Here is a 23178-nt window from a genome sequence, read left to right as displayed (position 1 = left end):
TTTGTCCAAGGAGATACACCATGTCTAATCGCCAAACTGGTACCGTTAAGTGGTTCAACGATGAAAAAGGCTTCGGCTTCATCACTCCACAATCCGGTGACGACCTGTTCGTTCACTTCAAAGCTATCCAATCCGACGGCTTCAAAAGCCTGAAAGAAGGCCAACAGGTTTCTTTCATCGCTACCCGCGGTCAGAAAGGCATGCAAGCTGAAGAAGTTCAAGTTATCTAACTTGTACTGACTCAGTCGAAAGAACCCCGCCCTTAAAAGCGGGGTTTTTTTATGCCTGGGATTTGGGCATGCATGAGCGCAAAAAATATGGGAGGGGGCTTACTCCCGATGGCAGTGGGTCAGTCAATACATCCAGTGACTGATCCACTGCCATCGGGAGCAAGCCCCCTCCCACATTCAGACCGCGTCGTTACTGAAACAACGACTCGCTCGACAAGCCGTTCTTCTCCAGGATCTCACGCAAGCGCTTGAGCCCTTCTACCTGGATCTGCCGCACCCGCTCACGGGTCAAGCCGATCTCCAGGCCTACATCCTCCAGGGTGCTGCTCTCATGACCGCGCAGGCCGAAGCGGCGAATCACCACCTCGCGCTGCTTGTCCGTAAGCTCCGACAACCACTGGTCAATGCTTTGGGAAAGATCATCGTCCTGCAACAGCTCGCAAGGGTCTGTCGGGCGATCATCCGTCAGGGTGTCCAGCAGGGTTTTGTCCGAATCCGGGCCCAGCGAGACGTCGACCGAAGACACGCGCTCGTTAAGACCGAGCATGCGCTTGACCTCGCCCACCGGTTTTTCCAGCAGGTTGGCGATTTCTTCGGGAGAGGGTTCATGATCGAGTTTTTGTGTCAGCTCACGCGCCGCCCGCAGGTAGACGTTGAGCTCCTTGACCACATGGATCGGCAACCGGATCGTGCGGGTTTGATTCATGATCGCCCGTTCGATGGTCTGACGAATCCACCAGGTGGCATAGGTCGAGAAGCGGAAGCCGCGTTCGGGGTCGAACTTCTCCACCGCCCGGATCAAGCCCAGGTTGCCCTCCTCGATCAGGTCCAACAGGGACAGCCCGCGATTGACGTAGCGTCGGGCGATTTTCACCACCAGGCGCAGGTTGCTTTCAATCATGCGCTTGCGCCCAGCCGGATCACCCTTTTGCGACAAGCGCGCAAAATGGACTTCTTCTTCGGGAGTCAGCAGAGGGGAAAAGCCGATTTCATTGAGGTACAGCTGGGTCGCATCGAGCGCCCGCGTGTAGTCAATGTACTTATGTTGCTTTAACGCAGTGGAGTTCTTGGATTTGGTGCGAACTGAAGGTACAGCCATTCCCTCATTCGACATCGATTCCATAGCGATGCCGGTCTCCGTAAGGAGAACCTCATCGTCGATGTCAAACTCCGGCGCTTCTTTACTGAGAGCCATTGTTATAGTCCTTTGGTGAGTTCGACCTCAAGCTCAAGCGACGCCTTTATCCTTGGCAACGCTGGAGCCTGTTCCTTCTACGTGAGGGAACAGGCTGGCAACACATCAACGACGGGGTAGGAATTGCAGAGGATCTACAGGTTTCCCTTGGCGGCGAATCTCAAAGTGCAGTTTCACCCGGTCTGTACCAGTTGACCCCATTTCGGCAATTGTCTGTCCGACTTTGACCTGCTGCCCCTCCCGAACCAACAGCCTACGGTTGTGGCCGTAAGCACTGACGTAGGTATCGCTGTGTTTGATGATGACCAGCTCGCCGTAGCCCCGCAAACCACTCCCGGCGTACACCACTGTCCCATCAGATGCAGCTAAAACAGGCTGTCCCAAATCCCCGGCGATATCAATGCCTTTATTCAAACTACCGTTTGAAGAGAATTTTCCAATCAATACGCCGTTCGACGGCCATCCCCAGCCGGTCGGCGCAGGCCCCGCAGGCGGCAGCGGCGCGGCTGCCGGTTTGCTCGCAACCGCAGGCGCGGCGCTGCCTGCAGGCCGCGTGATGATCGTGGTTTTGCTCGAGGACGAGGGCGAAGATGTGGTGTTTGTCACCACTGACGTCGGTGTTGAACCGGTGCGTCCATCGAAGCGAATCGTCTGACCCGGATGTATCGTGTAGGGCACCGGAATATTGTTGCGCGCGGCGAGCGCCTTGTAGTCCCAGCCATAGCGGAAGGCAATCGAAAACAGCGTATCGCCCTTGCGCACCACATACTGCCCCGTGGTTACGGTCGGCTTCTGCGGCGCGGCATTCGTGCGATCAACCACCCTCGCGCCCCCGGAAGGCGCGCTCGAACAAGCCGCCAATAAGGAACTCAAGACAAGGCCAAGCACCAGTCGCTGAAAGCTTGTTTTACTCATACGCTGCGCAAGACCTGTGAGACTCACCCGCCGCTCCCTTTGTGGTGGCTGAACATGAATGCCTGTATCAGGCTTGAAATATGTCGTAAGTATAACTGGGCATTGGCTTTTTACTGGCACACGACTGAAACGAAAGATTCATCGCGTTTAAAACCAACGACCGATCATGTTGACTCTATAGACCCCGCCGTAAGACACATCGCCGCCAACAGAATTCACTGCTCGCGAATAAATGATCAGGCCAGCGGGCCATTGAGCAACGGCACGAAACGCACGGCGCCGAGCACATGCCGGGAAAAGCCTTCGTCTTCACGGATAATGAGCATCAATTGTTGCACTTCGCCGGAACCCACCGGGATCACCAGCCGACCGCCGGGGGCCAGTTGATCGAGCAACGCCTGCGGTACATCGGTGGCGACCGCGGTGACGATGATGCCGTTATACGGCGCCAGCGCCGGCCAGCCTTCCCAGCCATCGCCCCAGCGGAACACCACGTTGCGCAGGTTCAGTTCCACCAGGCGTTCCTTGGCGCGATCCTGCAGCACCTTGATGCGCTCCACCGAGAACACGCGCTCCACCAACTGCGACAGCACGGCAGTCTGGTAGCCGGAACCGGTGCCGATCTCCAGCACCTTGTCCAACGGGCCCGCCGCCAGCAGCAGCTCGCTCATGCGCGCAACCATATACGGCTGGGAAATGGTCTGGTTATGCCCGATCGGCAACGCCGTGTCTTCATAGGCGCGATGGGCCAGGGCCTCATCGACAAACAGGTGCCGGGGCGTGCGCCGGATCACTTCCAGTACCTGGGCGTTGGACAGGCCTTCTTCGTACAGGCGCTGGATCAGACGCTCGCGGGTGCGCTGGGAGGTCATCCCGATGCCGCGACGCAACAGGTCGTCTTGTTCACGAGCCATCAGCGCAAGTCCTCCAGCCAGCCATCGAGACTACTGAAGGCATCACTGAAGGTGCGATCGAGCTGCAACGGGGTAATCGATACATAGCCTTGCATCACCGCATGAAAGTCAGTGCCCGGCCCACCGTCTTCGGCATCGCCCGCAGCGGCGATCCAATAACCTTCCTTGCCACGCGGGTCGACCACCTTCAACGGCGCCGCCGCGCGGGCGCGATGGCCCAGGCGCGTGAGCTGGATACCGCGAATATGCTCGAGGGGCAAGTTGGGGATATTGACGTTAAGCACCGTCCGGGGCGGCAGATCGAGGGAACCGTGGGCCTCCACCAGCTTGCGCGCGAAATGCGCGGCCGTCGGCAGGTTGTCCAATTGACGCGAGGTCAACGAAAAGGCAAACGAGGTCCGCCCCAGGAAACGCCCTTCCAGGGCCGCCGCCACCGTGCCGGAATACAGCACGTCATCCCCCAGGTTGGCGCCGAGGTTGATGCCCGACACCACCAGGTCCGGCTCCTGATCCAACAAACTGTTGATCGCCAGGTGTACGCAGTCGGTGGGGGTGCCGTTCACGCTGATATAGCCATTGGCCAGAACGTGCACGTGCAGCGGACGGTCGAGCGTCAGCGAACTGCTGGCGCCGCTCTTGTCCTGGTCGGGGGCAACCACCACGCACTCGGCGTAATCCGCCAGCGCAGCATGAAGCGCGGCGAGGCCGGGTGCGGTGGCACCGTCGTCATTTGATATCAGAATACGCATGGGCTGTCCGTCTGCCCCACCGGCACCAGATCAACAAGCTCGCGCACCAAGACAGTGGCGAAGCATCCGGCCGGCAGGACGAATTCCAATTGCAGAATGTCAGGCCCGGGATAATGCCACGTCAACCCGCCAATGGGCAGTCGCAGAATGCGACGTTCCTGGCTCATGCCGGCATTCACCAGCCAATCGCGCAGGTCGGCCTCACTGGCGGCAACCGCCTGCTCCAGCGCCTGGGTTGCACCGCTGGCTGGCGAATCGCCTTCGCCCCACTGCGGTCCGGTGGGGTGCAGATCGAGGATCGCCAGGCGCGGGTCGCTGCATTCAGCCTCCCCCGCCGGGAAAAAACTGCGGCTGTCGGTGAAGGCCAGCAGATCGCCGACCTGCGCACGCTGCCAGGAACCGTCCGCGACACGGGCCGCCAACACTTTGTTGAAGAGGTAACTGCGCGCCGTCGACAGCAACCGCGAACGCACGTTGCGCTGCTCCGGCAAGGCCTTGCGGGCCGCCCACTCACGCGCATCCACCACATTGCCGCCGTTGTGGCCAAAGCGCTGGGTGCCGAAATAATTGGGAATGCCGTGCTGGGCGATCAGTTGCAAGCGCGCATCGATGGCCGCGTGATCCCCCGCCAGTTGCGTCAGGCGCAAGGTAAAACCGTTGGCCGAATGAGCACCGCGTTGCAGCTTGCGCTTGTGGCGGCCGGTCTTGAGGATCTTGAGGGTGTCGTTTTCCGCGCCACTCAGGTCCGGATCGGCCTTGCCCGGCAGTTGCACACTGAACCACTGGCGGGTCAACGCCTGGCGATCCTTGAGCCCGGCATAGCTGACGGTGCGCAACGGCACGCCGGCGGCCTTGGCGATCCGGCGCGCGGCTTCTTCGGTGTTGAGGCCACGCTTTTCCACCCACAGCCACAGGTGCTCACCCTCACCGCTCAGCGGGATATCGAGCACTTCGTCGACCTGGAAATCTTCCGCGGTAGCCTTCAGCACGGCGCTGCCCAAGGCCTCGCCATAGGCCCTCGGGCCCAGCAGTTGCAAGTCGTTCATGCGCGCAGCAACAAAGCGACGGAATGTACCGCGATGCCCTCTTCACGACCGGTAAACCCGAGCTTTTCGGTGGTGGTGGCTTTCACGTTCACTTGATCCAATTCAATGTGCAGATCCGCCGCGATCAACGCGCGCATCGACTCGATGTGGGGGGCCATTTTCGGCGCCTGGGCCACGATGGTGTTATCGACGTTGCCGACCTTCCAGCCTTTGGCGTGGATCAGGCCGACCACATGGCGCAGCAATACCCGGCTGTCCGCGCCTTTGAAGGTCGGGTCGGTGTCCGGAAAGTGCTTGCCGATATCGCCGAGCGCCGCGGCGCCGAGCAAGGCGTCGCTCAACGCGTGCAGCAGGACATCGCCGTCGGAATGAGCCAGCAACCCATGGTGGTGCGCGATCCGCACGCCGCCCAGGGTGATGAAATCGCCTTCAGCGAAACGGTGCACATCGTAGCCGTGGCCAATACGCATAAAAAAACGCCCCGATTTAATTCAGGGCGTGATTCTACCTACTTTTGTCGCATATTAACCGAGCAAAGCACGGCCATGATGTCGCAAATGATCTTCGATGAAGCTGGCGATAAAGAAGTAGCTGTGGTCGTAGCCCGGTTGCAGGCGCAGTTCGAGCGGATGGTTGGCCGCTTTCGCCGCTTGCTGCAGGGCTTCGGGCTTGAGCTGCACCGCGAGGAAGTCGTCGCGGTCGCCCTGGTCCACCAGCAACGGCAGCTTTTCCGCGGCTTCGCTGATCAGCACGCAAGCGTCCCACTCGCGCCACTTCGAGCGCTCTTCGCCCAGGTAACGGGAGAAGGCTTTCTGGCCCCATGGGCAATCCATCGGGTTGTTGATCGGCGAAAACGCCGACACCGACAGGTAACGCCCGGGGTTGCGCAATGCACATACCAGCGCACCGTGGCCGCCCATGGAGTGGCCGCTGATACCGCGCTTCTGCGAAGCCGGGAAATGCGCCTCAACCAACGCCGGCAATTCCTGCACCACGTAGTCATGCATCCGATAGTGCTTGGCCCAGGGTTCCTGGGTGGCATTCAGATAGAACCCGGCCCCCAGGCCGAAATCCCAGGCGTTGTCCGGATCGCCCGGCACCCCAGGACCACGCGGGCTGGTGTCCGGCGCAACAATGATCAGCCCCAGTTCGGCCGCCATGCGCTGGGCGCCGGCTTTCTGCATGAAGTTTTCATCGGTGCAGGTCAACCCGGACAGCCAGTACACCACCGGCAGCTTGCCGCCCTGCTCCGCTTGCGGCGGCAGGTAGACGGCGAAGGTCATGTCGCAACCGAGCACCTCGGAATGATGCTTGTAGCGTTTATGCCAGCCGCCGAAGCTCTTCTGGCACGACAGGTTTTCCAGACTCATGGCCGACCTCAGAAGTGAATGACGGTACGAATGCTCTTGCCTTCATGCATCAGATCAAACGCTTTGTTGATGTCTTCCAGGCCCATGGTGTGGGTGATGAAGGTGTCCAACGGGATCTCGCCGTTCTGGGCCATTTCCACGTAGCTGGGCAGCTCGCTGCGACCACGCACGCCGCCAAAGGCCGAACCGCGCCAGACGCGGCCGGTCACCAGCTGGAATGGACGGGTGGAAATTTCCTGGCCGGCACCGGCAACGCCGATGATCACCGATTCGCCCCAGCCTTTGTGGCAGCACTCGAGGGCGGCGCGCATCAGTTGCACGTTGCCGATGCACTCGAAGGAAAAGTCCACGCCGCCGTCAGTCAAATCGACAATCACGTCCTGGATCGGGCGATCGTAGTCTTTCGGGTTGATGCAGTCGGTGGCGCCCAGTTGCTTGGCGATTTCGAACTTGGCCGGGTTGATGTCGATGGCGATGATGCGACCGGCCTTGGCTTTTACCGCGCCGATTACCGCCGACAGGCCGATACCGCCCAAGCCGAAGATGGCGACGGTATCGCCGGGCTTGACCTTGGCGGTGTTGATCACCGCACCGATACCGGTGGTGACGCCACAGCCGAGCAGGCAGACTTTTTCCAGCGGCGCGTCTTTAGGAATCTTCGCCACGGAAATTTCCGGCAGCACGGTGTACTCGGAAAAGGTCGAGGTGCCCATGTAGTGGAAAATCGGCTGACCCTTGTAGGAGAAACGCGTGGTGCCATCGGGCATCAGGCCTTTGCCCTGGGTGGCACGAATCGCCTGGCACAGGTTGGTCTTGCCCGACAGGCAGAATTTGCACTTGCCGCACTCCGGGGTGTAGAGCGGGATCACATGGTCGCCGACCGCAACCGAGGTCACGCCCTCGCCGATCGCCTCAACCACCGCACCGCCTTCATGGCCGAGAATCGACGGGAAGATGCCTTCCGGGTCGGCGCCCGACAACGTGTAGGCGTCGGTATGGCACACGCCGGACGCAACCACGCGCAACAGCACTTCGCCGGCCTTGGGCATGGCGACATCCACTTCTACGATCTCGAGGGGCTTCTTGGCTTCGAAGGCTACGGCGGCGCGGGACTTGATCATCCGGGTTTCTCCTGGGAGTTAAAAACTAAGACGGCGAGTGTAAAACATGCCTCGCTGATTAATAATCCAGGCAAAAGCAAAACTTTATTGCTGTACAGGGATAATCGCCATGCTGGAAAACCGCTGGGAAGGCATCGATGAGTTCGTCGCCGTCGCTGAATGCAGTCAATTCACCGCGGCGGCGGAACGCCTTGGGGTGTCTTCGTCGCACATCAGCCGGCAAGTGGCTCGCCTGGAAGAACGGCTGCAAACGCGCTTGCTGTATCGCAGTACGCGCAAGGTGACCCTGACCGAAGCCGGCCAGACCTTTCTGCAACACTGCCAGCGCCTGCAGGATGGCCGCGAAGAGGCCCTGCGCGCCGTCGGCGACCTCGCCAGCGAGCCCAAGGGCATGCTGCGCATGACCTGCGCCGTGGCGTATGGCGAACGATTCATCGTGCCGCTGGTGACGCGGTTCATGGGGCTTTACCCGCAACTGCGGGTGGACATCGAACTGAGCAATCGTCAGTTGGACTTGGTACACGAAGGCCTCGACCTGGCGATTCGCCTGGGACGCCTGCAAGACTCGCGCATGGTCGCCAGCCGCCTGGCGCCGCGCCGCATGTACTTGTGCGCGTCGCCGTCCTACCTGGCGCGGTATGGGCGGCCACACAGCTTGTCGGAATTGACTCGGCACAACTGCCTGATCGGCAGCTCGGACATCTGGCAACTGGCCCAGGACGGGCGCGAATTTTCCCAAAGGGTGCAGGGCAACTGGCGCTGCAACAGTGGGCAGGCGGTGTTGGACGCGGCGTTGCAAGGGGTGGGCTTGTGTCAGTTGCCGGACTATTACGTGCTCGAGCATTTGCACAGTGGCGCGCTGGTGTCGTTACTGGAAGCGCATCAGCCGCCGAATACGGCGGTGTGGGCGTTGTATCCGCAGCAGCGGCATTTGTCGCCGAAGGTCAGGAAGCTGGTGGATTATTTAAAGGCAGGGTTGGCCGAACGGCCGGAGTACGGTACTGAGCATTGATGGCGTTTATCGTTTATGTAGGAGCGAGCTTGCTCGCGAAAAACGTCAACGATAACGCGGACAATCTGGATTGAAGCGGCGCTCTCAAGTTTTTCGCGAGCAAGCTCGCTCCTACAGCCGATTGGCCCAGCGTAGTCGCAGCCATTCCAGGTCCTCGGGCCGGGTCACCTTGATATTGTCCGAGCGCCCTTCGATCAGGCGCGGCGCCTGGCCAGACCATTCCATGGCCGACGCTTCGTCGGTAATGACCGCATCGGCCACAAGGCTATCAGCCAGTGCACGGTGCAGCGCACCCAGGCGGAACATCTGCGGCGTGTAGGCCTGCCAGATCAAGCTGCGGTCAACGGTCTCGATGACGCGACCATGCTTGTCTACACGCTTGAGGGTATCGCGGGCCGGCACAGCCAGCAGGCCACCCACCGGATCGTCCGCGAGTTCGGCGAGCAGTTTGTCGAGATCGTCACGACTCAGGTTAGGCCGCGCCGCATCATGCACCAAGACCCAATCATCATCGCTGGCACCCAGGGCATTGAGCTGCAGCAACGCATTGAGTACCGAGCCCGAACGCTCCGAGCCACCGTCCGCCCGCTGGATACGCGGGTCAGCGGCACACGCGAGGTGAGGCCAGTAAGGGTCATCAACAGCAAGACTGACCACCAGGCCCTTGAGCGAGGGGTGGTCGAGAAAACAGCCAAGGCTGTGTTCGAGAATAGTGCGCCCGCCCAGTTGCAAGTACTGCTTGGGACGGTCCGCAGCCATACGGGCACCGATGCCCGCGGCAGGAATCACGGCCCAGAAGGCCGGCAAACGGTGATTCATTGGGCCAACTGGTAGAGGGTTTCGCCCTCCTTGACCATGCCCAACTCATGGCGAGCCCGCTCTTCGACGGTCTCCGTGCCTTTTTTCAGCTCAAGCACCTCGGCATCGAGAACGCGATTGCGCTCCAGCAGGCGTTCGTTTTCGGCGTGCTGGTCGGCAATTTGCTGGGTCAGGTCTTTTACCTGCGCAAAGCTGCCATTACCCACCCATAGGCGGTACTGCAGGCCAGCCAGCAACAAGAGCAAGACGAGGAACAACCAATTGGGACTGCGCATCGAATATCGGGTATCCAGTGAAAAAAGACCGCCATACAAAACTTTTGCAGCAACGGATAGCACGAAGCCTGGAAGACCCAGGCTTGTGCTTGATCGTCATCAGATTAGCGTCGAATTGCACACTCTCGTGATTTTTCCGACACAATCTGCCGACTTTTTACCATTTACTGATCAGCCGCGAAACTCGCTGCGACCGTTGTACTTGGCTTTACCCGCCAGTTGCTCTTCGATACGCAGCAATTGGTTGTACTTGGACACGCGATCGGAACGGCACAGCGAGCCGGTCTTGATCTGGCCCGCCGACGTGCCCACGGCCAGGTCGGCAATGGTCGAGTCTTCGGTTTCGCCGGAGCGGTGCGAGATCACGGCAGTGTAGCCCGCGGCCTTGGCCATCTGGATGGCTTCCAGGGTTTCGGTCAGGGTGCCGATCTGGTTGAACTTGATCAGGATCGAGTTGGCGATCTTCTTGTCGATGCCTTCTTTCAGGATCTTGGTGTTGGTCACGAACAGGTCGTCGCCCACCAGCTGGATTTTTTCGCCGATCTTGTCGGTGAGGATTTTCCAGCCGTCCCAGTCGGACTCGTCCAGGCCGTCTTCGATCGAGATGATCGGGTAGCGCTGGGTCAGGCCCTTGAGGTACTCGGCAAACCCTTCGGAGTTGAACACCTGGCCTTCGCCGGACAGGTTGTACTTACCGTCTTCGTAGAATTCGCTGGCGGCGCAGTCCAGGGCCAGGGTCACGTCGGTGCCCAGGGTGTAGCCGGCGTTGGCCACGGCTTCGGAGATGACTTTCAGTGCATCTTCGTTGGACGCCAGGTTCGGCGCGAAACCACCTTCGTCACCCACGGCGGTGCTCAGGCCACGGGCCTTCAGCACAGCCTTGAGGTGATGGAAAATCTCGGTGCCCATGCGCAGGCCTTCGGAGAAGGTCTTGGCGCCAACCGGCTGCACCATGAATTCCTGGATGTCGACGTTGTTATCGGCGTGCTCGCCGCCGTTGATGATGTTCATCATCGGCACCGGCATCGAGTACACACCCGGAGTGCCGTTGAGGTTGGCGATGTGGGCGTACAGCGGCAGGTCCTGGTCCTGCGCGGCGGCCTTGGCGGCGGCCAGGGACACGGCGAGGATGGCGTTGGCACCCAGGCTGCCTTTGTTTTCAGTGCCGTCGAGTTTGATCATCGCGTGGTCCAGGGCTTTCTGGTCCAGCGGGTCTTTGCCCAGCAACAGGTCGCGAATCGGACCGTTGATGTTGGCTACCGCCTTGAGGACACCCTTGCCCAGGTAACGGCTCTTGTCGCCATCACGCAGTTCCAGCGCTTCGCGGGAACCTGTGGAAGCACCGGACGGCGCGCAAGCGCTGCCGATGATGCCGTTATCGAGAAGCACGTCGGCTTCGACGGTGGGGTTGCCACGGGAGTCGAGAACTTCACGACCTTTGATGTCGACGATTTTTGCCATTGTTGTAAACACTCCAAAGTTGACGAAAATGCTCTATACCGCTCGATTTAACTTGTCGCGCACATTGCAATATTTGGAACGAACTTGCCAGTAATAGTGCCCTCTCGGGCCTCATCGCGAGCAAGCTCGGCTCCTACACGGAGAACTGGCGCTTACGCGGTCTCTACCGTCGGAAAACTCTTGACCAGTTCGTCCAACTGCTTGAGCTGGGCCAGGAATGGCTCCAGTTTGTCCAGGCGCAGGGCGCAAGGACCGTCGCATTTGGCGTTGTCCGGGTCCGGGTGGGCTTCCAGGAACAGGCCGGCCAGGGACTGGCTGATGCCGGCCTTGGCCAGGTCCAATACCTGGGCACGACGCCCGCCAGCGGAATCGGCGCGGCCACCCGGCATTTGCAGCGCGTGGGTCACGTCGAAGAACACCGGGTATTCGAACTGTTTCATGATGCCGAAACCGAGCATGTCCACCACGAGGTTGTTGTAGCCGAAGCTCGAACCGCGCTCGCAGAGGATCAACTGGTCGTTACCCGCTTCCACGCACTTGTTCAGGATGTGCTTCATTTCCTGGGGCGCGAGGAACTGGGCTTTCTTGATATTGATCACCGCACCGGTCTTGGCCATGGCGACCACGAGGTCGGTCTGGCGCGACAGGAAGGCCGGCAACTGGATGATGTCGCACACCTCGGCGACCACGGCAGCCTGTTCAGGCTCGTGGACGTCGGTGATGATCGGCACGCCGAAGGCTTGCTTGATGTCCTGGAAGATCCGCATGCCTTCTTCAAGGCCCGGGCCGCGATAGGAGGTCACGGACGAACGGTTGGCCTTGTCGAAGCTGGCCTTGAACACATAAGGGATACCCAGTTTCTGGGTAACCTTGACGTACTCTTCACAGACCTGCATCGCCATGTCGCGGCTTTCCAGCACGTTCATGCCGCCGAACAGCACCATGGGCTTGTCGTTGGCAATCTCGATGTCGCCTACGCGAATGATCTTCTGGGCCATCAGCTTCACGCCTTCTTCTGATGTTGCGTCAGTGCTGCTTTAACGAAACCGCTGAACAACGGGTGACCGTCGCGCGGCGTCGAGGTGAACTCAGGGTGGAACTGGCAGGCCACGAACCATGGATGATCCGGCGCCTCGACCACTTCGACCAGCTTGCCGTCACCGGAGCGACCGGAGACTTTCAGGCCGGCTGCTTTGATCTGCGGCAGCAGGTTGTTGTTCACTTCGTAGCGGTGACGGTGACGCTCGACGATCACGTCCTTGCCATAGCAGTCGTGGACCAGCGAACCCGGCTCCAGCAGGCAGTCTTGCGCGCCGAGGCGCATGGTGCCGCCCAGGTCGGACGATTCGGTACGGGTTTCAACGGCGCCGGTGGCGTCTTCCCACTCGGTGATCAGGCCTACGACCGGGTGGCCGCTGGAATGATCGAACTCGGTGGAGTTGGCGTCTTTCCAGCCCAGCACGTTACGAGCGAACTCGATAACGGCCACTTGCATGCCCAGGCAGATCCCCAGGTACGGCACCTTGTGCTCACGAGCGTACTGCACGGCGGTGATCTTGCCTTCCACGCCACGCAGGCCGAAACCGCCCGGAACGAGGATCGCGTCGACGCCTTCGAGCAGCGCGGTGCCTTGGTTCTCGATGTCTTCGGAATCGATATAGCGCAGGTTGACCTTGGTACGGTTGCTGATGCCGGCGTGGCTCATCGCTTCGATCAGCGACTTGTACGCGTCCAAAAGCTCCATGTACTTGCCGACCATGGCGATGGTGACTTCGTGCTCAGGGTTGAGCTTGGCGTCGACCACGGCTTCCCACTCGGACAGATCCGCGCCGCCGCATTGCAGGCCGAAACGCTCGACCACAAAATCGTCCAGGCCCTGGGAATGCAGGATGCCCGGGATCTTGTAGATGGTGTCGGCGTCTTCCAGGGCAATCACCGCACGCTCTTCAACGTTGGTGAACTGCGCGATCTTGCGACGCGAGGAAATATCGATCGGGTGATCGGAACGGCACACCAGCACGTCCGGCTGCAGGCCGATGGAACGCAGTTCCTTGACCGAGTGCTGGGTTGGCTTGGTTTTGGTTTCGCCGGCGGTGGCGATGTAGGGCACCAGTGTCAGGTGCATCAGCATCGCGCGCTTGGCGCCGACTTCGAAACGCAACTGGCGGATGGCTTCGAGGAACGGTTGGGATTCGATGTCACCCACGGTGCCACCGATCTCGACCATCGCCACGTCGGCATCGCCCGCGCCCTTGATGATGCGGCGCTTGATTTCGTCGGTGATGTGCGGGATCACCTGGATGGTTGCACCCAGGTAGTCACCACGACGCTCCTTGCGCAGCACGTGTTCGTAGACACGGCCGGTGGTGAAGTTGTTGTTCTGGGTCATGGTCGTGCGGATGAACCGCTCGTAGTGGCCCAGGTCCAGGTCGGTCTCGGCGCCGTCGTGGGTGACGAACACTTCACCGTGCTGGAACGGGCTCATGGTGCCCGGGTCAACGTTGATGTACGGGTCCAGCTTGAGCATGGTGACCTTAAGTCCCCGCGCCTCCAGGATGGCCGCCAATGAAGCGGAGGCAATGCCTTTCCCCAATGAAGAAACAACACCGCCCGTGACGAATATGTAGCGCGTCATGAAAAACCCTAGAAGTCTGCGTTAAAGCGGTCCGAGCCGCCGGGGAAAGCGAAGGAAGGCCGAAGCCCCCGATCACCTGCATTAATCACAGTGCACCTTTCAAAAAAACCGCCGCGTGGTGACAGACCAGCAATGAAACACCGGTACGTTGATCGCTACACATTTTTTGGAATCGCCCAGCAAAGACTGCTTGGTAATCGGCAACTGCTGCGATTCAGGCGAATCCACAGAAGTTGTATCAAGAAGGGAGCGTAGTCTACCGGAAAGGCGCTATCAGCTCAAACCTTGATCGCAGGTCTGTGGCATCCAATGTAATTGCCAGCCGTCATTCGACGTCTTCCAAAGCCCTGCAAGGCTGGGCACAGCCAGCAATTGCTCGCCCCGATACAGCAGCGGCAATCTGCCACGGACAAAACCCGGCAGCCCACTTTCGTTGAGCAGACGCTTCAAATCGCGCCGACCGCGCCCCGGAATGTCGATGATTTCGCCGCCCTGGCGATAGCGAACCTGCAACACGCCCTCGGGAACCCGACCGATCAACCGGAGTTGGCCATTACCCGGTAACTCTAGCGGGTTTTGCGGCTGCGCCCAGCTCACCGATGCGTCGGAAAACTCCGACCAACTGGAGGGCAGCCACCAGATGCGCTCGCCGCAACGGTGCAGATCGCCGTTGGCCAAGCGCCACAGGGGTTGTGCATCGAGCTTGGCGTCGCGCAGGGAATGCCAGCCGGCCCAGTGGTCGCTGTCGGGTAAACGCGTCAGCGGGCTCAGCCAATGGCGCAGGGCGTTGCGTTGACGCGCGTCGGAAAGCTCACACAACGGCGCCAGGGCCAAGGACGGCAAGGGCAGCCACGGAAAAGGCGAAGGCTGCTCGGCGGCTTGCAGGTCGATGTGCGCCAACTCGTCCAACAGGCCTTGGGCTTCGCTCAAATGTTCAGCGGCACGGGCCAGGTTGGCCACGGCCTGGGGCCAGCGCTCGGTCAGGCGCGGGAATACACGATGGCGCAGGTAATTGCGCGAAAAGCGGGGATCGGCGTTGGAAGGGTCTTCGATCCACGTCAACTGGTGCTCCTCGGCGTAGGCCTGCAGTTGCGCGCGTGAACTGCGCAGCAACGGCCGCAGCAGATGACCGCCCGCCAGCGCACGCTGCATCGGCATGGCCGCCAACCCTTGCACCCCCGCGCCGCGCAACAGACGAAACAGCAAGGTTTCGGCCTGATCGTCGCGGTGCTGGCCGATGAGCAACACTTCCCCTACCCCGACCACCTCACTGAATGCCTGATAGCGCGCATCACGAGCTGCGCGCTCCAGGCTTGCGCCAGCCCGCACCTGCACGCGCATCACCCGCAACGGCACGCCAAGGGCGTCACAGACCGACTGACAATGAGCGGGCCAGGCATCGGCCGCAGCTTGCAGGCCATGGTGGACATGAACAGCGTCGAGCGTAGGAAGCTTCTCAGTTTTGGCGAGATTTGCCAGGAGGTGCAGCAGGACGGTGGAATCAAGCCCGCCGGAAAAAGCGATATGCCAGGCCGGAGCGTTGCGCCAGGGGGCCAGGGTTTGCAGGAGTTTGGCGGAGAGTAATGGTTTCATCAGATGTTACCGCCGCAAACCTGGAATACGTTGGCCAAGCATACACAAAGCAAATGTGGGAGGGGGCTTGCTCCCGATAGCGGCAGGTCAGTCACCAGATGCATTGACTGACACTCAGCAATCGGGAGCAAGCCCCCTCCCACATTTTTTACTGCTGCGGTTTAGAGACCGTAGCTCATCAGGCGCTCGTAACGCCGGGCCAACAGTGCTTCGGTATCCAGCTTCTTGAGCATCGCCAGTTGCGAACCCAGTTCGGCACGGATGGTCGCGGCAGCGGCGGCCGGGTCGCGGTGGGCGCCGCCCAATGGTTCGGCGATGACTTTATCCACGATCCCCAGGCCCTTGAGGCGATCGGCGGTGATGCCCATCGCTTCGGCAGCGTCCGGCGCTTTCTCGGCGGTTTTCCACAGGATCGAGGCGCAACCTTCCGGCGAGATCACCGCGTAGGTCGAATATTGCAGCATGTTCAGTTGGTCGCAGACACCAATGGCCAACGCACCGCCGGAACCACCTTCACCAATCACGGTGGCAATGATCGGGGTTTTCAGGCGGGACATGACGCGCAGGTTCCAGGCGATCGCTTCGCTCTGGTTGCGCTCTTCGGCGTCGATACCCGGGTACGCGCCCGGGGTGTCGATGAACGTCAGGATCGGCATCTTGAAGCGCTCGGCCATTTCCATCAGGCGGCAAGCCTTGCGGTAGCCTTCCGGACGCGGCATGCCGAAGTTACGGCGGACTTTCTCGCGCACTTCACGGCCTTTCTGGTGACCGATCACCATCACCGGCTGGTCGTCCAGGCGAGCGATACCGCCCACGATGGCGGCGTCGTCGGAGAAGTGGCGGTCGCCGTGCAGCTCGTCGAACTCGGTGAAGATGTGCTGAATGTAGTCCAGGGTGTACGGACGGCGCGGATGGCGGGCCAGGCGCGCAATCTGCCAACTGGTCAACTTGCCGAAGATGTCTTCGGTGAGCGAGCTGCTCTTGTCTTGCAGGCGAGCGATTTCATCGCCGATATTCAGCGAGTTGTCATTGCCGACCAGGCGCAGTTCTTCGATCTTGGCTTGCAGGTCAGCGATCGGCTGTTCGAAATCAAGAAAATTCGGGTTCATAAGCGTCCGTCTTGGGTCGACGGCCAAGGAGTGCCTGGCCAGCCGGTTGTCTATTCGCGCCCTACCTTAAGGGAGAGGCGCGTCTAGGTCGAGATTAAATGTTTGGTCGAGATCAGGCTATTTGCCATCACCTGATCCTCAACGGTATTGGAGGAAGACGTTGTCACGACCGAACTGGTCACGCAATGCTTGAATCAAGCCATCAGCGGGATCAATTCGCCAGGTCTCGCCGAACTGCAGCATGGCCTTGGCGTCGTTACCGGTGTATTCCATGGTCACCGGGCATGCGCCACGGTGGCGTTTGAGCAAGTCCCCCAACCAGCGCAGCTGATCGCCCTTGAGCGCCTCGGTCTTGACTTTCAAGCGCAGGCTTTCGGCCAGGTTGGTGCGCGCGTCTTCCATGCTCATCACGCGCTTGATCCGCAGGCGCAGGCCGCCGGAGAAGTCGTCGTTGCTGACCTCCCCCTCCACCACCACCATGGCGTCGGTCTGCAACAGCGACTGCGCCGAATGGAACGCATCGGCAAACAGCGACGCCTCGATCCGGCCGGAGCGGTCGTCGAGGGTGATAAAGCCCATCTTGTCGCCCTTTTTGTTTTTCATCACCCGCAGGGCGATGATCATGCCGGCGACGGTCTGGGTGTCGCGCGCCGGTTTCAGGTCGATGATGCGCTGACGGGCGAAACGACGGATTTCCCCTTCGTATTCGTCAATCGGGTGACCGGTCAGGTACAGGCCCAGGGTGTCTTTCTCACCTTTGAGGCGTTCCTTGAGGGTCAGCTCCTTGGCCTTGCGATGGTTGGCGTAGACATCCGCGTCTTCTTCGACGAACAACCCGCCAAACAGGTCGGCGTGACCGCTGTCGTGGGTGCGGGCGGTCTGTTCGGCGGCCTTGATCGCTTCTTCCATGGCGGTCAGCAGCACCGCGCGATTGCGGTCGATATTCGCCTGATAGGCCTTCGGCTCATCATGGAAATACGGGCCGAGACGGTCGAGGGCGCCGCTGCGGATCAAGCCATCGAGGGTACGTTTGTTGATGCGCTTGAGATCGACCCGCGCGCAGAAATCGAACAGATCCTTGAACGGGCCGTTTTGGCGCGCCTCGGTGATCGCTTCCACCGGGCCCTCGCCCACCCCCTTGATCGCCCCCAGGCCATAGATGATGCGGCCTTCGTCGTTCACGGTGAACTTGAACTCCGAGGCGTTCACGTCCGGCGCGTCGAGGCGCAGCTTCATGGTTCGCACTTCCTCGATCAAGGTCACGACCTTGTCGGTGTTGTGCATATCCGCCGAGAGTACCGCGGCCATGAACGGCGCCGGGTAGTGGGCCTTCAGCCAGGCGGTCTGGTACGACACCAGGCCGTAGGCAGCGGAGTGAGATTTGTTGAAGCCATAACCGGCGAATTTTTCCACCAGGTCGAAAATGTTACCGGCAAGGTCGGCGTCGATATTGTTGGTGGCGCAACCCTCGATGAAACCGCCGCGCTGCTTGGCCATTTCCTCGGGCTTTTTCTTACCCATGGCGCGACGCAGCATGTCCGCACCACCGAGGGTGTAACCGGCCATGACCTGGGCGATCTGCATCACCTGTTCCTGGTACAGGATGATGCCGTAGGTCGGTGCCAGTACCGGCTTGAGGCCTTCGTACTGGTAGTCCGAGTGCGGGTAGGCCAGTTCGGCGCGACCGTGCTTACGGTTGATGAAGTCATCCACCATGCCCGATTGCAGCGGGCCCGGACGGAACAGGGCGACCAGTGCGATCAAGTCTTCCAGGCAGTCGGGCTTGAGCTTTTTGATCAGCTCTTTCATGCCGCGGGATTCCAGCTGGAACACCGCCGTGGTTTCGGCTTTTTGCAGCAGGCTGTAGGTCGGCTTGTCATCCAGCGGGATAAACGCGATGTCCAGCGGTGCTTCGCCGACCTTGGCACGGTCGCGGTTGATCGTCTTGAGCGCCCAGTCGATGATCGTCAGAGTCCGCAGGCCGAGGAAGTCGAACTTCACCAGGCCGGCCGCCTCCACGTCGTCCTTGTCGAACTGGGTCACCAGGCCATCGCCTTCTTCGTCGCAATAGATCGGCGAAAAGTCGGTGAGCTTGGTCGGCGCGATCACCACGCCACCGGCGTGTTTACCGACGTTACGCACCACGCCTTCGAGCTTGCGCGCCATCTCCCAGATTTCGGCGGCTTCTTCGTCGACCTTGATGAAGTCGCGCAGGATTTCTTCCTGCTCGTAGGCCTTTTCCAGGGTCATGCCGACTTCGAACGGGATCATCTTCGACAGGCGATCCGCCAGGCCGTAGGACTTGCCCTGCACCCGGGCCACGTCGCGGATTACCGCCTTGGCCGCCATGGAACCGAACGTGATGATCTGGCTCACGGCGTTGCGGCCATACTTATCGGCCACGTATTCGATCACGCGGTCGCGACCGTCCATGCAGAAGTCGACGTCGAAGTCGGGCATGGAGACCCGTTCCGGGTTAAGGAAGCGTTCGAACAGCAGGTCATATTCCAGCGGGTCGAGGTCGGTGATCTTCTGCACATAGGCAACCAGCGAGCCGGCACCCGAGCCCCGGCCAGGACCAACCGGCACGCCGTTACTCTTGGCCCACTGGATAAAGTCCATCACGATCAGGAAGTAACCGGGGAACCCCATCTGGATGATGATATCCAGCTCGAAATTCAGCCGATCGACGTAGACCTGACGCTTGGCTTCGTAATCTTCGGTGGTGTCCTTGGGCAGCAGGACCGAGAGGCGTTCCTCCAGACCATCGAACGATACCTTGCGGAAATACTCATCGATGGTCATGCCTTCGGGAATCGGGAAGTTGGGCAGGAAGTGCTTGCCCAGCTTCACTTCGATATTGCAGCGCTTGGCGATTTCGACGGAGTTTTCCAGGGCCTCGGGCAGGTCGCTGAACAGCTCGGCCATTTCCTCGGCGCTTTTGAGGTATTGCTCTTCGCTGTAGTTTTTCGAGCGGCGCGGGTCATCCAGGGCCCGCCCTTCGCCGATGCACACGCGGGTTTCGTGGGCTTCGAAATCTTCCTTCTTGATGAAGCGCACATCGTTGGTCGCCACCAGCGGCGCGCCCAGCTTGTCGGCCAGGGCCACGGCGGCGTGCAGATGTTCTTCATCGTTGGGGCGGTTGGTGCGCTGGACTTCCAGGTAGAAGCGGTCAGGGAACACGGCCATCCACTCGCGGGCCAGCACTTCGGCTTCCTGCGGGTTGCCGCCCAGCAGCGCGATCCCGATTTCGCCCTCTTTGGCCGCCGAGAGCATGATCACGCCCTCGCTGGCCTCGGCCACCCACTCACGCTCGATGATCACCGCGCCGTTGCGCTGGCCGTCGATGAAGCCACGGGAAATCAGTTCAGTGAGGTTGCGATAACCGACGCCGTTCATCGCCAACAGGCTGATGCGGCTCAGAGGGTTATCCGGGTCTTTGTTCGACAGCCACAGGTCGGCGCCGCAGATCGGCTTGATGCCGGCGCCCATGGCGTTCTTGTAGAACTTGACCAGGGAACACATGTTGTTCTGATCGGTGACCGCGACGGCAGGCATGTTCATGCCCACCAGGGTTTTGACCAGCGGTTTGATCCGTACCAGGCCGTCGACCAGGGAGTATTCAGTGTGCAGGCGTAGGTGAACGAATGAAGCCGGCATAGTGATCCTGTCTTAAACGTAGAAACAACAAGGCCCGGGATTGTACCGGGCCTGGGCAAAAACATCAGCCTCGCGACTAAACCTCGCTGAGGCTCTCGCGCTGTTCGTAAGCCAGGCGCACCGGGGCGAACGAGCGGCGGTGGATCGGCGTCGGGCCGAGACGGGCCAGCGCTTCCAGATGAACGGGCGTCGGGTAGCCTTTATGGCCCGCAATGCCGTAGCCGGGGTAGATCAATTCGAACGCAGCCATTTCACGGTCACGGCTGACCTTGGCCAGAATCGAGGCGGCCGCGATGGCGGGCACCTTGCTATCACCCTTGACCACCGCTTCAGCCGGCATCGCCAGTTTCGGGCAGCGATTGCCATCGATCATCGCCAGTTTCGGGGTGATATGCAGGCCCTCGACGGCGCGCTGCATGGCAAGCATGGTGGCGTGGAGGATATTCAACTCGTCGATCTCTTCGACTTCGGCCCGGGCAATATGCCAGCTCAGGGCTTTTTCACAGATCTCGTCGAAGAGTTTTTCCCGACGCGCTTCGGTGAGTTTCTTCGAGTCGTTGAGGCCGAGGATCGGCCGGTTCGGGTCAAGAATCACCGCCGCCGTCACCACGGCACCACAGAGCGGGCCGCGCCCGACTTCATCCACGCCGGCCACCAGTTCGTGGGCTTGCGCGACCAGGCTGAAATCCAGCCCCATTTGCGTCGTCATAGGGCTTCCTGTTTATGGCCGATCAAGGTCAACACGGCATCCGCCGCCTGGTTTGACGCATCGCGCCGCAGGGTGCGGTGGATCTCGTCAAAGCCGCGGGTCTGCTCTTCGCCGCCGTCGATCAAGGGGAGTAGCGTCTGCGCCAGGGCTGCGGGCGTTGCATCGTCCTGCAACAATTCCGGCACCAACAGGCGCTGGGCCAGCAGATTGGGCAAGGAGATGTAGGGGCTTTTAACCATGCGCTTGAGAATCCAGAAGGTCAGCGGCGCCAGGCGGTAAGCCACGACCATCGGACGCTTGTACAGCAACGCCTCCAGGGTCGCGGTACCCGAGGCGATCAGCACCGCGTCGCACGCCGCCAGGGCCAGGTGCGACTGACCATCGAGCAGGGTCAACGGCAGGTTGCGTCCTTGCAGCAAGGTTTCGATCTGTGCGCGACGTTGCGGGCTCGCACACGGCAGCACAAAGCGCACGCCAGGCTTCATGATCAGCAGGCGCTCGGCGGCATCAAAAAACAGCGCGCCCAGGCGGCCCACTTCGCCACCCCGACTGCCCGGCATCAGCGCGACCAGCGGGCCGTCCGGCAAGCCCAGTTCGGCACGCGCCGCAGCACGATCGGCGTGCAGCGGGATGGTGTCGGCCAGCGTGTGCCCGACAAACCGCACCGGCACGCCCTTCTCTTCGTAGAAACGGGCTTCGAACGGCAGCAAGGTCAGCATCAAATCACAGCCTTCGCGGATCTTCAGCACGCGCTTCTGCCGCCACGCCCACACGGACGGGCTGACGTAATGCACGGTCTTGATCCCGGCCTGACGCAACTTGAGTTCGATATTGAGGGTGAAATCCGGCGCGTCGATTCCGATGAACACGTCAGGCTTTTCTTGGATCAGGGTCTGAATCAGCAGCTTGCGCCGTGCCAGCAGCTCACGCAGACGGCCCAGCACTTCCACCAACCCCATGACCGACAAGCGCTCCATGGGGAAGTAGGAGGTGAGGCCCTCGGCCTGCATCAACGGGCCGCCCACGCCAATGAACTCGACCGCTGGATGCTGGGCCTTGAGCGCCCGCATCAGCCCCGCGCCCAGGATATCGCCGGAAGCTTCCCCGGCGACCAATGCGATACGCAGATTGGCCATGATCAGCGCGTGATGCCGCGGGTCGACGCCTGGATCGAGTCACGGAACACCGCGACTTCCGGGAACAACATTGCCGGCTCGGTCAGTTCGGCCAATGCCTGCTCAACCGTCAGGCCCTGGCGGTAAACCACCTTGTAGGCGCGACGCAGGGCGTGGATCGCATCGTCGCTGAAACCCCGACGACGCATGCCTTCGAAGTTCATGCTGCGGGCTTCGGCAGGGTTGCCGAACACCGTGACGAACGCCGGGACATCCTTGCCGATAGCCGTGCCCATGCCGGAAAAACTATGGGCGCCGATGTGGCAGTACTGATGCACCAGGGTGAAACCGGACAGGATCGCCCAATCGTCAACGTGTACATGGCCTGCCAACGCGGTGTTGTTGACCAGGATGCAGTGATTGCCGATCACGCTGTCGTGGCCGATATGCGCGTAGGCCATGACCAGGTTGTGATCACCCAACGTGGTCTCGGCACGGTCCTGCACGGTGCCACGGTGAATGGTCACGCCTTCACGAATGATGTTGTGATCACCGATTACCAGGCGTGTTTCTTCCCCCTTGTACTTCATGTCGGGGGTGTCTTCGCCTATCGAGGAAAACTGATAGATGCGATTGTGCCTGCCAATGCGGGTCGGTCCCTTGAGGATCACGTGCGGCCCGATGACAGTCCCCTCGCCGATTTCCACACCTGCGCCGACGATCGACCAAGGGCCGACCTCAACGTCGGCGGCCAGTACGGCCGACGGATCGATGATTGCGCGAGGGTCAATCAAACTCATAGTTTGCGTTCCGCGCAGATGATTTCGGCGGAGCACACCGGCTTGCCATCCACCGAGGCCTGGCATTCGAACTTCCAGATCTGGCGCTTGCAGCTGATGAACTTGGCTTCCAGGATCAACTGGTCACCCGGGGTGACCGGGTTGCGGAAACGCAACTTGTCGGAGCCCACGAAATAATAAAGCGTGCCGTCGGCAGGCTTGAGGTCGAGCATTTTGAAACCAAGGATACCGGCAGCCTGGGCCATTGCTTCAATGATCAACACGCCCGGCATGATCGGATGCGCGGGAAAGTGGCCATTGAAGAACGGTTCGTTGATGCTGACATTCTTGTAGGCACGAATGCGCTTTTCCTCAACATTGAGGTCCACTACACGGTCCACCAGCAGGAACGGGTAACGGTGAGGCAGGTATTCGCGAATCTCGTTGATGTCCATCATTTCGGGGGGAAGC

At 60.7% G+C, this 23178-nt stretch carries 22 protein-coding genes; 2 read left to right on the top strand and 20 right to left on the bottom strand.

Annotated elements, in window-relative coordinates:
- The first annotated feature begins 20 nt into the window (after positions 1-20).
- Positions 21-230, top strand: coding sequence for a cold-shock protein (locus TU80_RS14135; protein ID WP_002554837.1), 210 nt, complete (start codon positions 21-23; stop codon positions 228-230).
- Between the two features lie 190 nt (positions 231-420).
- On the opposite strand, the gene rpoS is transcribed toward TU80_RS14135, so the two are convergent.
- From rpoS to TU80_RS14095, 8 genes are all read right to left on the bottom strand, one after another.
- On the bottom strand, positions 421-1425 hold the full coding sequence (gene rpoS / locus TU80_RS14130; protein ID WP_017844767.1) for an RNA polymerase sigma factor RpoS: 1005 nt from the start codon (positions 1423-1425) through the stop codon (positions 421-423).
- Between the two features lie 105 nt (positions 1426-1530).
- Positions 1531-2367, bottom strand: coding sequence for a peptidoglycan DD-metalloendopeptidase family protein (locus TU80_RS31570; protein WP_082643844.1), 837 nt, complete (start codon positions 2365-2367; stop codon positions 1531-1533).
- 209 nt (positions 2368-2576) lie between these two features.
- A complete protein-coding gene (locus tag TU80_RS14120) occupies positions 2577-3212 on the bottom strand; it encodes a protein-L-isoaspartate(D-aspartate) O-methyltransferase (RefSeq protein WP_169850588.1) in 636 nt (211 codons plus the stop codon).
- 41 nt (positions 3213-3253) lie between these two features.
- A complete protein-coding gene (gene surE / locus TU80_RS14115; protein WP_017844765.1) occupies positions 3254-4003 on the bottom strand; it encodes a 5'/3'-nucleotidase SurE in 750 nt (249 codons plus the stop codon).
- Positions 3991-5049, bottom strand: a complete 1059-nt coding sequence (gene truD, locus TU80_RS14110) for a tRNA pseudouridine(13) synthase TruD (RefSeq protein WP_046384456.1) — start codon at positions 5047-5049, stop codon at positions 3991-3993. The genes surE and truD overlap by 13 nt, the downstream gene beginning before the upstream one ends.
- Positions 5046-5519, bottom strand: a complete 474-nt coding sequence (gene ispF / locus TU80_RS14105; protein WP_017844763.1) for a 2-C-methyl-D-erythritol 2,4-cyclodiphosphate synthase — start codon at positions 5517-5519, stop codon at positions 5046-5048. The genes truD and ispF overlap by 4 nt, the downstream gene beginning before the upstream one ends.
- A gap of 54 nt (positions 5520-5573) precedes the next feature.
- Complete coding sequence (gene fghA, locus TU80_RS14100) at positions 5574-6419, bottom strand: S-formylglutathione hydrolase (protein WP_017844762.1); 846 nt, start codon at positions 6417-6419, stop codon at positions 5574-5576.
- Positions 6420-6427: 8 nt separating this feature from the next.
- Positions 6428-7540, bottom strand: a complete 1113-nt coding sequence (locus TU80_RS14095; RefSeq protein WP_057004721.1) for an S-(hydroxymethyl)glutathione dehydrogenase/class III alcohol dehydrogenase — start codon at positions 7538-7540, stop codon at positions 6428-6430.
- A gap of 109 nt (positions 7541-7649) precedes the next feature.
- On the opposite strand from TU80_RS14095, the gene TU80_RS14090 reads away from it, so the two are divergent.
- Positions 7650-8552 carry a LysR substrate-binding domain-containing protein gene (locus tag TU80_RS14090; RefSeq protein ID WP_046384458.1) on the top strand — a complete coding sequence of 301 codons (903 nt, stop codon included), beginning with the start codon at positions 7650-7652 and terminating at the stop codon, positions 8550-8552.
- A gap of 111 nt (positions 8553-8663) precedes the next feature.
- Here TU80_RS14090 and ispD read toward each other — a convergent pair whose 3' ends face one another.
- The 12 genes from ispD to fabZ form a co-directional block, all read right to left on the bottom strand.
- Positions 8664-9371 carry a 2-C-methyl-D-erythritol 4-phosphate cytidylyltransferase gene (gene ispD / locus TU80_RS14085; protein ID WP_017844759.1) on the bottom strand — a complete coding sequence of 236 codons (708 nt, stop codon included), beginning with the start codon at positions 9369-9371 and terminating at the stop codon, positions 8664-8666.
- Entirely contained in the window at positions 9368-9646 is a 279-nt protein-coding gene (gene ftsB, locus TU80_RS14080; protein WP_003172294.1) for a cell division protein FtsB, read from the bottom strand. The genes ispD and ftsB overlap by 4 nt, the downstream gene beginning before the upstream one ends.
- Positions 9647-9817: 171 nt before the next feature.
- Complete coding sequence (eno, locus tag TU80_RS14075) at positions 9818-11107, bottom strand: phosphopyruvate hydratase (protein ID WP_017844757.1); 1290 nt, start codon at positions 11105-11107, stop codon at positions 9818-9820.
- A gap of 152 nt (positions 11108-11259) precedes the next feature.
- Positions 11260-12105, bottom strand: a complete 846-nt coding sequence (kdsA, locus tag TU80_RS14070) for a 3-deoxy-8-phosphooctulonate synthase (RefSeq protein ID WP_010563535.1) — start codon at positions 12103-12105, stop codon at positions 11260-11262.
- Positions 12106-12110: 5 nt separating this feature from the next.
- A complete protein-coding gene (pyrG, locus tag TU80_RS14065; RefSeq protein ID WP_026139768.1) occupies positions 12111-13742 on the bottom strand; it encodes a CTP synthase in 1632 nt (543 codons plus the stop codon).
- Positions 13743-14015: 273 nt separating this feature from the next.
- Positions 14016-15335: a tRNA lysidine(34) synthetase TilS gene (gene tilS, locus TU80_RS14060; RefSeq protein ID WP_057004720.1), complete on the bottom strand. Its 1320-nt coding sequence runs from the start codon at positions 15333-15335 to the stop codon at positions 14016-14018.
- Between the two features lie 161 nt (positions 15336-15496).
- Positions 15497-16444, bottom strand: coding sequence for an acetyl-CoA carboxylase carboxyltransferase subunit alpha (locus TU80_RS14055; protein WP_017844753.1), 948 nt, complete (start codon positions 16442-16444; stop codon positions 15497-15499).
- A 138-nt stretch (positions 16445-16582) separates the two neighbouring features.
- Positions 16583-20104, bottom strand: coding sequence for a DNA polymerase III subunit alpha (gene dnaE / locus TU80_RS14050; protein WP_046384461.1), 3522 nt, complete (start codon positions 20102-20104; stop codon positions 16583-16585).
- 76 nt (positions 20105-20180) lie between these two features.
- Positions 20181-20813 (bottom strand): ribonuclease HII, encoded by a 633-nt coding sequence (gene rnhB / locus TU80_RS14045; RefSeq protein ID WP_017844751.1) that lies wholly within the window; start codon positions 20811-20813, stop codon positions 20181-20183.
- Positions 20810-21949, bottom strand: a complete 1140-nt coding sequence (gene lpxB, locus TU80_RS14040; protein ID WP_017844750.1) for a lipid-A-disaccharide synthase — start codon at positions 21947-21949, stop codon at positions 20810-20812. The genes rnhB and lpxB overlap by 4 nt, the downstream gene beginning before the upstream one ends.
- Before the next feature lie 2 nt (positions 21950-21951).
- Positions 21952-22728 (bottom strand): acyl-ACP--UDP-N-acetylglucosamine O-acyltransferase, encoded by a 777-nt coding sequence (gene lpxA, locus TU80_RS14035; RefSeq protein ID WP_046384462.1) that lies wholly within the window; start codon positions 22726-22728, stop codon positions 21952-21954.
- Positions 22725-23165: a 3-hydroxyacyl-ACP dehydratase FabZ gene (gene fabZ / locus TU80_RS14030; RefSeq protein WP_003172281.1), complete on the bottom strand. Its 441-nt coding sequence runs from the start codon at positions 23163-23165 to the stop codon at positions 22725-22727. The genes lpxA and fabZ overlap by 4 nt, the downstream gene beginning before the upstream one ends.
- Between the last annotated feature and the right edge of the window lie 13 nt (positions 23166-23178).

The organism is Pseudomonas veronii (assembly GCF_001439695.1).
Classification (GTDB): Bacteria; Pseudomonadota; Gammaproteobacteria; order Pseudomonadales; family Pseudomonadaceae; genus Aquipseudomonas; species Aquipseudomonas veronii.
Note: the sequence above shows the minus strand (reverse complement) of the source record. Positions and strands in the feature narration are given on the sequence as shown.